Source organism: Legionella genomosp. 1 (assembly GCF_900640215.1).
Classification (GTDB): Bacteria; Pseudomonadota; Gammaproteobacteria; order Legionellales; family Legionellaceae; genus Legionella_C; species Legionella_C quinlivanii_A.
In genome coordinates this window covers 77661-90248 of sequence record NZ_CAAAJH010000010.1, presented here as the reverse complement: position 1 = coordinate 90248, position 12588 = coordinate 77661, and the positions used below count along the sequence as shown (strand labels likewise).

The window sequence follows — 12588 nt, the reverse complement described above, 5'->3', positions numbered from 1 at the left end:
TACGCATGAAACAATAAATTGATGTATATCAATCATTATAGGTTTTTTCTACGTTCCGGGACTTGTTCGGCCTCGTTGCATAAAAAAGATAAATGTAAAAGCCGTCTTTGCGAGCGTTAGCGAAGCAATCCAGCTCCTGACCTTGCTCAAGTTTAGATTTGGATTGCTTCACTTCGTTCGCAAAGACGACAGATTATTTATGAAACGGCGCCGAATAAGCGGCAGAACATAGAAGTCAAGAATTGCTTTAGAAGAACGACTTCTTTTAGTAATGTCATATTTGCTACACTTTGCTGAAACATAGAGTAAATGAGATAAGAATGAATAAACCATCGACTTTCCAGGACATTATTTTGACCTTGCAACAATTCTGGGCCAATCAGGGATGCGTGATATTACAGCCCCTGGACATGGAAGTCGGTGCCGGCACCTTTCATCCGGCGACATTCCTGAGAGCGATTGGCCCAGAGCCCTGGGCTGCGGCCTATGTCCAGCCATCCAGAAGACCTGCGGACGGGCGCTATGGGGATAATCCCAATCGCGTACAGCATTATTATCAGTTTCAGGTGATTCTGAAGCCGTCTCCACTGGATATTCAGGAAAAGTATCTTGATTCACTGCGCGCTCTGGGAGTTGATCCCTTAACCGATGATATTCGGTTCGTAGAAGATAATTGGGAGTCTCCTACCTTAGGTGCCTGGGGATTAGGCTGGGAAGTCTGGCAAAATGGGATGGAGGTTTCTCAGTTTACGTACTTCCAGCAGGTGGGCGGCTTAAGCTGTAAACCAGTCACTGGCGAGCTCACTTATGGTCTTGAGCGTATCGCCATGGCAGTTTTAGGCGTAGATAATCTTTTTGATTTGCCCTGGTGCAAGACTCAGGACAAAACAGTGACTTATGGCGATGTGTTTCATCAGAACGAAGTGGAAATGTCGGCCTATAATTTTGAACAAGCTAATGTGGAAGCCTTATTCAGTCAGTTTGATTATTACGAAACTGAAGCTGAAAAACTAATCGCACTGGGCTTGCCTTTACCAGCTTACGAAATGGTTATTAAAGCGTCACATGCCTTTAATTTACTGGATGCGCGGCATGCCATTTCCGTGACTGAGCGACAGCGCTATATTCTGCGTGTGCGCCAATTATCAAGGTCGGTTGCACAGGCTTATTATCAGGCACGCGAAGCCTTGGGCTTTCCTTTATTAAAGGTGTAAACATGGTCAATGATTTTTTATTTGAATTGGGTTGTGAAGAGTTGCCTTCCGGCTCTGTTTTGCCTCTGTCTAAAGAACTAGCCTATAACATGAAGGATGCTTTAGAAAAAGCCGAAATTGCTTATGATGAAATTAAATCATTTGCTACGCCAAGGCGCCTTGCTGTCCTGATAAGCAAAGTGGCCAAAGAACAGCCCTCTCAAACCTCAGTCAAAAGAGGTCCGGCAGTCGCTGCGGCTTATGATGCGGAGGGTAAATTCACTCCTGCGCTTCTGGGGTTCGCGCGCTCCTGTGGAGTAGACGTTGAACAGCTTAGCCGCAGCAAAACCGATAAGGGTGAATGGTTTGTTTATGAAAGTCATTCACCTGGAGCACCCAGCGAAACCTTACTGCCTGCACTGGTCCAACAGGCACTGGCTAATTTGCCGATACCAAAACCCATGCGCTGGGGAACAGGTGATGATGAGTTTTCTCGACCTGTTCACTGGGCTGTTATGCTTTGGGGTAAGCAAATCATTAAAGCAAGCATTTTTGGTATGGCGACAGGACGCATCACCTACGGACATCGTTTTCATCATCCTCATGCTGTTCAAATAGACCAGCCTGCCGATTATGAACAAGCTTTACATAGTGCGTCGGTTGTTGCTGACTTTGGCAAACGCCGTCAATTAATAGTTGATGAGATTGAAAAAACAGCAGCAGAGGCCAGAGGAACAGCCATCATGCCTGAAGAGCTGGTGGATGAGGTGACCTCAATTGTTGAATGGCCACAGGCCCTGTTAGCCAGTTTTGATCAGGCTTTTCTGGATGTGCCTCCCGAAGCATTAATCGCTTCTATGCAATCACATCAGAAATGTTTTCCACTGAAGGATGAAAGCCAGCAGTTGATGCCCTTGTTTATTGCAATTTCAAATATTGAAAGCAAAAAGCCGAAGCAGGTGATCGCGGGTAATGAAAAGGTTATGCGCGCTCGTTTAAGTGATGCGGCTTTCTTTTTTGAGCAGGATAAAAAGCAGACACTTTCCAGACACCTTGATTCACTTTCGAAAGTAATTTTTCAGGCAAAACTGGGTAGTTTGCTCGACAAATCGCTCCGCATTCAAGGGATTATGGAACATCTCATAAAGCCTCTGGGTTTAGACAGAGAACAGGCCATGCGTGCAGCAGAGCTTAGCAAGTGTGATTTGATGACCGGTATGGTTGGTGAGTTCCCGGAATTACAGGGCCTTATGGGATACTATTATGCCCGACATGATGGTGAAAAGCTGGACGTTGCTGTCGCTCTTAATGAACAGTATCTTCCGCGCTTTGCGGGTGATGGTCTTCCTCAGTCTTCTCTTGGCCGCGCACTGTCTTTGGCTGATCGCCTGGATACCCTGGTCGGAATTTTTGCAATTGGGCAGAAGCCGACTGGTATGAAAGATCCTTTCAAGCTGCGAAGGCATGCTTTAGCCATAGTGCGTATGCTGGTGACTAATAACACTGAGTTGAATCTTTCTGAATTAATTGAGGCATCAATCAGCGCTTATGGCCGTCTGATTGATGCGAATGAGCCGGCTTTGAAAGAAATTCAAGCCTTTATTCTGGAACGCTTGCATTCCTATTATCAGGCACAAGCTGTAAGCAACGATATCGTACTGGCAGTTCGTGCGCGCCAGGCTGACAATCTCTATGATTTTGATCAACGAATTCAGGCATTGCTGCATTTTATTAACTTGCCCGAAGCGAGTTCACTGTCGGCGGCCTGTAAGCGTGTCAGCAATATTCTGCAGCAGCAAAGCAATGATAATCATGTAGATTCCAGCCTGTTTTCCGAAGTGGCTGAGCAGCATCTTTATGCTTCTCTTCTCGAAGTTGAGGAACGATCCAGAAGCTGGCAGGAAACTAAAAAATATTCGCTGATATTAAATCAACTAGCCGGTTTAAAAACCGCGGTTGATGCATTTTTTGAGCGAGTGATGGTTATGGTCGACGAGGAAAAAATCAAGGCCAATCGCTTGGCTTTGCTGAGTCGTTTACAGGTACTGCTCCAGAGTGTAGCAGATATTTCGGTATTACAGACGGTATCATGAATAAAGTGATTTTGCTGGATCGGGATGGAATTATTAATTCCGATTCAATCAACTATATTCGCTGCGAGGATGATTTTAATTTCTTGCCAGGCAGCAAAGAGGCTATTGCCAGGTTGACTCGCGCAGGGTATTTGTTAGGTATTGCCACCAATCAGTCCGGCGTATCGCGCGGTTATTACACTGAAAGAACGCTGGAACGTATACATCAGAAAATGCTTGGTGAGTTACAGGCGGTGGGGGGTGAAATAGCTGCCATCGAATATTGCATTCACATGCCGGATGAGGGCTGTTCATGCCGCAAACCAGAGCCTGGTTTATTGCAACGCTTGGCAAAAAGGTTTTCCTGTTCTCTCGAAGGGGTTCCCTTCGTTGGCGACAGAGTATCCGATATCCAGGCAGCAATGGCAGCTGGCGCCACGCCAGTCATGGTGCTTTCGCCCATGACTGATCGGGTAGGTCTAATGAATTATCCGGAAGTTCCTGTTTACCACTCCTTGCTGGACTATGTGGAAAGTTTGCAAGGACAGGGATGATTGAAAATTTATCCATTGTCTATGAAAACGATCTGCAGCATTCACAAGCGGAAGAGTTGTCAAAGCGCTTGAATTTGCCCATCAGTTTATCAGCAAAGAACCAGTTGCTTGTCGCCAGCAATGGTTTATCACTCAAAATTGGTCCTTTTACAGCCCAGCAGGCGAATTTTGATCTTGGCTATTGGCAAGCTCGCAAAAACGAGGGCAAAAAGCAGGGTCTGGTTCGGGCATGCAAACCACAAGCCGGTTTGCGCATAATCGATGCCACAGCAGGCTGGGGACGGGATGCGGCTGTCCTTGCTTCTTTTGGAGCCAGCGTTCTGATGCTGGAGCGAAATCCGGTGATTGCGGCATTATTAGAGGATGCCTTAATGCGCCGCGATGAACTGTCTGAAAATACCCTCCATTTATCAGTTCTCCAGTGCAATGCCATTCACTTTTTGAAAGAATTAAAGGAAGAGCAGTATCCTGATATCATTTATATCGATCCCATGCATCCGGTGCGGCAAAAATCAGCACTTGTAAAAAAAGATTTGCAGGTGCTGCAGCAGCTGATTGGCAGTGATTACGATGCAAATCAGTTATTGCAGATTGCCAGGAAAAGAGTCCGCAATAAAGTGGTTGTAAAATGGCCGCAATCCCTTCCTCCCTTGTTTCCGGCGAATTCTAATATTCCAGGCAAAACAATCCGTTTCGATGTATATCTTCCAGTTCCCTAAAAACGGTTTGACAAGAAGAGCAATAAAAATGATATAGTTGCACGCAATTTAATCATTTAGTATCCAGGCTTTCACATTATTTTATCTTAGCAATGTGAAATAAGGCGTCACCTTCGCTAACCAGTGGTGAGCTGCATTTTGCAATGATTACTCCGGTTTGCGGCGATTTTACTGATTGGGATGGACCAAGATCAAAAGGATCCAGTATTTTTCCTAATTCCTCGTCTTTTTCAATTTCTTTATTCAGATTATCCTTGGCCAGGAACAAACCGCTGGCTGGAGCTCGTACCCATTCCAATTTATCGTAAAAAGGAACTTCTTTATCCTTTCGATACCATTTCTCACTTATCATTTTTAAACTGCATAGTACATTCAGCAAACCCTGAAGACCGGTTTGAACAGCGGAGTAATCAATTCTTGAGGCCTCACCCGCTTCATATACCAGAAAGGGGATTTTGTGATCATAAGCAGTTTTTCGCAAAGAGTTCGCTTTAAGAGCAGTGCTGACAACAGGAACGCCGAAGTGGCTTGCCAGTGCTTTGGAATCTTTAGCATCATTGCAAATCCTGATGTGAGGAAAATTGAGCAGACGCTTGCCACCTGAATGCAAATCAAGACCATAATCACAGATTTTAATTATTTCATTGGTATAAAAACAGGCTAGTCTCGATGCCAGACTTCCTTTTTCTGAACCTGGAAATGATCGATTCAAGTCCTTCTTTCCAATTTCACGTTTGCACTGAATTAATCCATAGGGGTTAGCTACCGGTATGCTGATGACGGTTCCCGAGATCTCTTTATATGCTGGATGCGCATGAAACCGGTTAATGATTTCAATGCCGTTTAGCTCATCCCCATGAATCGTGCTTAAAATAAATAAACGTGGCCCGACTTCTTTTCCATGGTTGACATGAATAGGAATTTCTAAAGGTTTTTGGGTATATAGATTGCTGAATTTATAAATTATTTTTTTAATTGTTCCGAGAGGGATGTCTGTGTCACATATGTTGAAGCTTTTATCAGGCATAATGCGCTCCTTTCATTATGAATCACAACATTCGGGTCGCGCATTATTCTTCAAATTTTTTTTGATCGGGCTCTGGAATTTGATTGCCTTTGGGACCTTGCGATTTTTTAGTAATTTCGCCAGGTTTTTCCGTCTTATAGTTTCCTTGATGGTGACTACTAGCTTCTTCATTTTGAACGCTGACAGGCTTTTTATCATCCATGTGAATTCTCCTTACTTACGGCTAGTCAGAATGAATAAAAGAAAGTAACTATATGTAAAGTTTATGGCGGTTCAGTGTAATTTGCAATCACATAGAGCAATAGATAACTATTTAAATTTGGGGAAAGTTATAAGGAGAGAAGGCGTTCTCGCATGCAGTGATGCGAGAACTCAGACAAAATCAGGCAGACATTGCTTTGATACGAGCACTCAGACGGCTTTTAATACGGGCTGCTTTATTTTTATGAATCAGACCCTTGCCAGCCGCTTTGTCAATAACAGGTTGTGCTTTGGCATAAGCTGCTTTAGCTGCTTCATGGTCACCTGTTTCAACGGCTTTCAGTACATTTTTAACAAAAGTACGGTACATTGAGCGCGCACTGGCATTATGTTGGCGCAATTTAATGTTTTGACGGGCGCGTTTAATTGCTGACTTAATATTTGCCACTTAAAATCTCCACTGAGTAAGACAGCAGCCATTCATTCTATTCAGGCTACGGACTATATATCAAAAGATGCAGATCATGCACAATGCACTCGATTTTGTCAATATTTATGAAGTTTCAAACAAGGATAATTTTGATATTCCTGAAATGGAGTCTCTCAGGCTGCATTTAACGAATTAATTTAAGGTCTTTGTGTGCATATTATCATCATGATGACAATAATGTGTTATAATGACGCATTTTGTTTCCCCTAAGTCCAACATGAAAGTAAAATTTGAGAATTTCCAAAAATACACCATTTCTGTTTCCCTTCATGAGGGACGGTTGCAGTTTAAGTTGCGCACATCAAGTGAGTCCTTCAGAACCAATGATTACCAGTTAACTGAGTCATTTAAATCCTTATCTGCTTTTCCGGCTTCTCAGAATAACGAGCAACTTCTCTGTACATTCATCCAAGAGCAGTTTAAGACGTTGAAGCCCAGGCAGGTGGAAGTTGTTGATGTGATGCCTTCAGGGAAAAAAGTCGTTATTGGTGTATCTTATGGCCTGATGGGCGGCGTCACTAGTAACCAGATAGTTAAATTGACATTTTCAGGGGTTCAGATGGTGGCTGCTGTGGCAGTGGGGACTTTAAATCCTGTCGCGGGAGCTGTATTAATGAGCTCAGCGACTGGAACTGCCATAAAAGTGCTACAGGATAAAAATTGCAGTACACGTGACTATTTTAAAACAGCTCTGATTAATGGAACTGCGACTCTCGCGGGCGGTGGTCCTGCGGCTCTGGTTGGAGAAGGGTATAAGGCCATAATTCTGGCAGGTGCCTTGAGTCGACCTACTGCAAAAGTCATGGAAGCAGTAGTTGATAATAAGAAGCTGCCTTCTGGAAAAGAATTGATGGGTGAGGTGGTAGTTGGTGGAATTACGAATGTTGTGGGTAATAAAACTTCCGAGTGGACCTCGAAGGCATCTCAAATTGTACTGAGTAAATTGATTAATCCTGCCAGCTCAGCGCTCAAAGCGGTTGTTAACCAGTCACTTACCGCCGCGACAGCCGCAACCAGCAGCCAGGTGACTTCAACGCTAACTGAAAACATAATTCTTCAGCAGCCTTTGGGTAAGAACCTCGAGCCTGCTACTCTTGTTGCTACCGCACTGGCTTCAGGAGCTGCTGGGGGTATCCATGCCTATATGAATCATCAGGACAAAAGGGTCAAATTAACCGTGCAGGATGATGATGGCAATGAGCGCGTTCTATGGAGCGGCAGTGAGCAGGATTATGAGGATTACGACATTGCTGAGAAGGTCAAAGAATGGCAGGAAGTGATGGATCTCGATCAACTGACAGAGAGACTGGCAGAAATAACTGGCGAAAAAAGCACTGGAAAAAGAAAAGCAGATGATGATGGCGATGAAAGCTCCCGAGTTAAAAGAGCCAGAGTCGAACCGCTTGTTCCGTTTGAAAAATGGGACGACTCCCTGACTGCGGAGAAATTAGTTAAGACCGAGCGGCATGCTGGAGGAGGTATACAGGCTATTGCTCAACGAATGGCTGATACTTTGGCCTGTAAGTTTTGGGGCGGGGATCCTGCCTATCATGATAGCGCTGCAAAAGAAGCGATGCGTGTACAGTTTGAGAAAGATCAGGGTGGTAGTTCAAAAAGGCATGAAAAACGTCTGATCCGCTCGGCAACCCGATACATGGAATCTAATAGAGCTGAACCCGCTGCCAAAGCCTTGCTCGCTCAATACGAATCTCAAAAACCAGTCACTGTACAAACGGTTAAATATTTAAATAGCGTGCCTCAAGCCAACCTCATAGTACAGGTTTTTATAGAGAAAATTGACAAGGAATTCAAAAAAGCAGGGTATGCGCCTCTGAATGGACAACAAAAAACGGAACTAACGATGATTTGTAATCAACATCTGGAAACTACTGCCACTGACAGACAAAGGGATTCTTTTATTAACGCCTGTTTTGCAACAGCGGGAGGTAATTTTCCCCCAAATGAGATTGCGAAGGGCAGAGAAATATTTACACTGGCTCAGGAAACTGCTGTAAAGATAGGGAGGCGTCAATTTGGCGGTTTAGACGAGGTGAAACAGGAGCGCGTACATAAAAATAGAACCAAGGTGCTAAAGAGTGTCGTAAAAGTTGGTGAACAAGCAGTTAAAGAAGTATTTAAAGGCGGTGTGGGAGTTGGCGTGCAAACGAATGGTCAGGACGTGAAAGCAACGGTTGGAACGGCCAAACAGCCTGATGCCATCCCTGTATATAACTCAGGAGAGAAAGGACAGTTCAGCAAGCAGTTGGATGAGGCAGTCAATAAGCCTGCTCCTGCTCGAGAGCAGCCTGTATCAATGGATATCGAGGAAACAGTGCTTTTACAGAAATCGGCTCTGCCTGCAACATTGCCCTTATCGCTGAAAAGACCGGCTCTTACTGAAAAAGCAAAGAATACTCCCCCTCAAAAGAAAGTGGCTAAAGAAAAAACAAGCGCTTCTTCGAGCAAAGCTGAACGTACCAAATTGACTATACCTACTAAAGAAAAACAGAAAGAAAAAGATAAGAAAGACAACACACGCTGGCGTGATCCCAAGACGGGTCGATATACCACTGCCCCCCAGAAACAAATTCCAACTGGCGGTATTGGCTTTTTTAATAAACCTGGTCTCAGCATCCGAGACGCTGATAGAACAGCAGCTGTTTCGAACAGTGTTTCCTTTGTGGAGCCTGTAAAGCTGAGCGAAAATATACAAGTGGAATTGACGAAGTCGACCAGTGTGTCGGCTGTCCAGGTCACGACGGAAAGCGGCATACCCTCAGTCAGTGTTGCAGCTTCCACCCGTCTCGAGGTTTTAAAAACCGAGGGTGGCAGCCGCGTGGATTTGTTTACTGGCGATGTTACTGGCAATGTATCCTCTGAGGGGTTTAGTGTGGGTGCCCGGGTTTCTGCGGCAAAAGGACAGACTTTTTTCCGGTCGAAACCAAGTTGCAATCAGGATACCTGTACAACAGTGACCGTAGTGGGTGAACTGAGTCTTCTCAGCGCGGGAGGAGAAGTGGGATTTTCGAATAAAGAAAATAAAACCAGTGTCAAGCTTGGTGTTGGGGTTGGGCCAATCGGTGCCTCTACACAGGTGATTGTTGAAAAAAGCAAAAATTATACGAACGGTTCAGTAGAGGGTCCGGAGATGTCGGATATGATTGTTAAGACAAGAATGAAATAAATTGCAGCTCGGTTCCACGCTCTCTCCATACCTAAGTCTAATTGCACAATTTTCTTAAGTTTGGTAGTGAGCGTTAGACTCAGTTGGTAATTAATGGGATAATCACTCTTTCTTTTGAACCTGAACAATCATGTCTGCGACTGAAACAATGCTTCCAAAACAACAAAGTCTGCTGCGCTCAACCACACTGGTTTCCGTGATGACATTCATTTCAAGAATGACCGGTTTTGCCCGTGATGTGGTCATCGCCCAGCTTTTTGGCGCAGGCGCGGGAATGGACGCCTTTTTTGTAGCGTTTCGGATCCCCAATTTTATGCGGCGCTTATTTGCCGAAGGCGCATTCTCACAAGCATTTGTTCCGGTTTTGGCTGAATATCAGCAAACGCAGTCCGTTGATGATGTGCGGCTGTTTATCGCGCGCGTTTCGGGCCAATTATCCGCAGTGCTCTCTGTAGTCACTCTAATCGGTATTCTGGCCACGCCGCTGATTATTTTTATTTTTGCTCCCGGTTTTGGAGAGGGGAGTCCGCGCAGTTTGCTGGCCACAGAAATGCTGCGTATTACGTTTCCCTACCTGATGTTAGTTTCGCTAACCGCAATGGCGGGGGCTGTGTTGAATACCTATGGCTATTTTGCCATTCCCGCAATAACACCTGTCATGTTAAATCTGAGCATGATTCTGGCGGCCTGGTATCTAAGTCCCATGCTGCCTCAGCCGGTTGTCGCACTGGCCTGGGGAGTATTTATTGCCGGTGTCGCCCAGTTTCTGTTTCAGCTGCCTTTTCTATATAAAAGAACCTTATTGGTCAGACCCCGTCTGGCGCGAAAGGACGAAGGGGTTAAGCGGGTGATGAAATTAATGATTCCGGCGCTTTTTGGCGTTTCCATTGCCCAGTTAAACTTAATGGTCGACTCGATTTTTGCCTCTTTCTTAAAAGTTGGTTCGGTTTCCTGGCTTTACTACACGGATCGCCTGACTGATTTTCCGCTTGGTGTTTTTGGTGTGGCAATTGCCACGGTTATTTTGCCTCATTTGTCACGCCGTCATGCCGAGCAAAACAATGAACGCTATTCGCGGGCGCTCGACTGGGGATTAAGGCTCATTTTATTAATTGGCTTGCCGGCAGGTATTGGCCTGGCTGTGTTTTCCATGCCAATGATTGCCTGTTGTTTTTCCTATGGGAAATTTAATTTAAATGATCTTCTGCAAACTCAGAAAAGCCTGATTGCATTAGGCAGTGGCGTGCCTGCTTTTATGATGATCAAGGTGCTCGCCTCAGGGTTTTATGCTCGTCAGGATATTAAAACGCCGGTAAAAATCGGGGCCATCGCAATGGTGGTTAACAGTATTCTTTGCGCTGTATTGATATGGCCCCTGGCCCATGCAGGCCTGGCGCTTTCTTCGACCCTTGCGGGTTATGTAAACTGCGGATTGCTTATTTTCCTGCTTTTGCGTAAAAAAATTTATCATCCGGCAAAAGCTTGGCTAAAATTTATAATGCAGTTGTTGTGTGCCAATACATTAATTGCCGTTTATCTCTATTATGCCAGTGGCGATGTCCAAACGTGGTTGCATCTTTCATCGGTTATGAGGCTCATGCTGCTATTTGCTCATGTAGGTGTGGCAATTCTTATTTATTTTTCAGCACTGTATTTAACCGGTGTAAGACCCCGGCAATTTCGCGGACTAATTAAGGAGTAGGCTATGCAGGCAGAATTATTTTATAAAAATCAAGGTCAGGATATCGTTCCTGTTTATCTGCTTGCTAAACAGGATTGGGACTCAGGAATGCCAGAGCTGATTTCCTCTGAACGAAATCAGTTTTTTACCCAGCGTTTCAAGGGAAATGCGGGAGATATTTGCATCATCAGCGGCGACAATGGCAAATGTCAGAAAGTGTATATTGGAGCGGGTGAATCCAACAATTATTCCCTCTCGCTGGCTATCGCTGCTTCCCGCCTGCCAGAAGGCAATTATCAGCTGCAGCAGGATTTGAGCAATGCAGATATCATTTTCTGGGGCTTGGCCCAATACTGCTATGACCGTTATAAAAAGCAGGAAATACAGCCGCGGGTTTTGATAATTAAAGATAATCTGCAGGATATTATTCAGGATGTGGATGCCGCATTTCTGGTTCGGGACCTGATTAATGCCCCCACTAACTGTATGGGGCCTGAGGATTTGGCGGATGTTGTAAAAGCGATGGCCACTCGTTATGAAGCAAGCTTTCAGGAGTGGGTTGGTGATGAGCTTCTCACAGCTAATTTTCCTGCCATACATGCAGTGGGAAGAGCCTCTGTTCATCAGCCGCGCTTATTAAACTTAAACTGGGGGAAGGAAGATCATCCCAAGGTTTGTCTGGTTGGAAAAGGAGTTTGTTTTGACAGCGGCGGTCTGGATATTAAACCTTCTAACTTCATGCGTCTGATGAAAAAAGATATGGGTGGAGCAGCGCAAGTGCTAGGTCTGGCTCAGTGGATTATGGACAAGCAACTCCCGGTCAGACTGCAAGTGTTAATCCCCGCTGTAGAAAATGCTATCGGCCCGGACGCCTATCGTCCTGGTGACGTGTTAACGATGAGAAATGGTCTTACTGTGGAAGTGGATAACACTGATGCGGAAGGACGATTAGTCCTTGCTGACGCGCTTGCTTTGGCGGGTGAGGAGAAACCAGAGCTTATCATTGATTTTGCTACCTTAACCGGGGCTGCGAGAACTGCAGTAGGTACCGAGATTTCAGCCTTGTTCTGTAATGACGATGCATTGGCGAATGAGCTATACGATACGGCAGTGAAGGTCAATGATCCGGTGTGGCGTCTGCCACTTTATGCACCTTACGCGCCTTTGCTGGATTCTTCAATTGCAGATTTATCCAATTGTTCCGCGGCGCCTTATGCCGGAGCAATTGTTGCCGCTTTATTTCTACAACGCTTTATTCCCGCAGACACTCCCTGGCTCCATTTTGATGTGATGGCATGGAACACTTCTTCCAAACCGGGCAAACCCGAAGGCGGAGAAGCGATGGGTATTCGGGCAGTAGGTGAATATCTGCTTGCACAATTCAGAAGCTCTTGATTAAGCGCTTATAACTTGCAAAGATAGGTTCACGATGAACATGCAATGCCATGTTCATCACTTATTTGGACC

10 protein-coding genes are annotated in these 12588 nt (G+C 45.1%); 7 read left to right on the top strand and 3 right to left on the bottom strand.

The window, feature by feature from the left end:
- Nucleotides 1-320: 320 nt before the first annotated feature.
- From glyQ to E1O89_RS10450, 4 genes are read left to right on the top strand one after another with little or no spacing between them, the layout of a single operon-like run.
- Complete coding sequence (gene glyQ / locus E1O89_RS10465) at nt 321-1214, top strand: glycine--tRNA ligase subunit alpha (protein WP_133140116.1); 894 nt, start codon at nt 321-323, stop codon at nt 1212-1214.
- Nucleotides 1215-1216: 2 nt separating this feature from the next.
- Nucleotides 1217-3286 (top strand): glycine--tRNA ligase subunit beta, encoded by a 2070-nt coding sequence (gene glyS / locus E1O89_RS10460; RefSeq protein WP_133140115.1) that lies wholly within the window; start codon nt 1217-1219, stop codon nt 3284-3286.
- On the top strand, nt 3283-3819 hold the full coding sequence (gmhB, locus tag E1O89_RS10455; protein WP_133140114.1) for a D-glycero-beta-D-manno-heptose 1,7-bisphosphate 7-phosphatase: 537 nt from the start codon (nt 3283-3285) through the stop codon (nt 3817-3819). The genes glyS and gmhB overlap by 4 nt, the downstream gene beginning before the upstream one ends.
- On the top strand, nt 3816-4538 hold the full coding sequence (locus E1O89_RS10450; RefSeq protein ID WP_133140113.1) for a class I SAM-dependent methyltransferase: 723 nt from the start codon (nt 3816-3818) through the stop codon (nt 4536-4538). Before gmhB ends, E1O89_RS10450 begins: the two co-directional genes overlap by 4 nt.
- A gap of 76 nt (nt 4539-4614) precedes the next feature.
- Here E1O89_RS10450 and E1O89_RS10445 read toward each other — a convergent pair whose 3' ends face one another.
- The 3 genes from E1O89_RS10445 to rpsT form a co-directional block, all read right to left on the bottom strand.
- Nucleotides 4615-5565: a succinylglutamate desuccinylase/aspartoacylase family protein gene (locus E1O89_RS10445; RefSeq protein WP_133140112.1), complete on the bottom strand. Its 951-nt coding sequence runs from the start codon at nt 5563-5565 to the stop codon at nt 4615-4617.
- A 43-nt stretch (nt 5566-5608) separates the two neighbouring features.
- Nucleotides 5609-5767 carry a hypothetical protein gene (locus tag E1O89_RS15450; protein WP_165483129.1) on the bottom strand — a complete coding sequence of 53 codons (159 nt, stop codon included), beginning with the start codon at nt 5765-5767 and terminating at the stop codon, nt 5609-5611.
- A 180-nt stretch (nt 5768-5947) separates the two neighbouring features.
- On the bottom strand, nt 5948-6214 hold the full coding sequence (gene rpsT / locus E1O89_RS10440) for a 30S ribosomal protein S20 (RefSeq protein ID WP_058507698.1): 267 nt from the start codon (nt 6212-6214) through the stop codon (nt 5948-5950).
- 259 nt (nt 6215-6473) lie between these two features.
- On the opposite strand from rpsT, the gene E1O89_RS10435 reads away from it, so the two are divergent.
- The 3 genes from E1O89_RS10435 (at nt 6474) to E1O89_RS10425 (ending at nt 12516) form a co-directional block, all read left to right on the top strand.
- Nucleotides 6474-9440, top strand: a complete 2967-nt coding sequence (locus E1O89_RS10435; protein WP_133140111.1) for a hypothetical protein — start codon at nt 6474-6476, stop codon at nt 9438-9440.
- A gap of 130 nt (nt 9441-9570) precedes the next feature.
- Entirely contained in the window at nt 9571-11142 is a 1572-nt protein-coding gene (murJ, locus tag E1O89_RS10430; protein WP_133140110.1) for a murein biosynthesis integral membrane protein MurJ, read from the top strand.
- A 3-nt stretch (nt 11143-11145) separates the two neighbouring features.
- Complete coding sequence (locus E1O89_RS10425) at nt 11146-12516, top strand: leucyl aminopeptidase family protein (RefSeq protein WP_133140109.1); 1371 nt, start codon at nt 11146-11148, stop codon at nt 12514-12516.
- Nucleotides 12517-12588 lie beyond the last annotated feature (72 nt).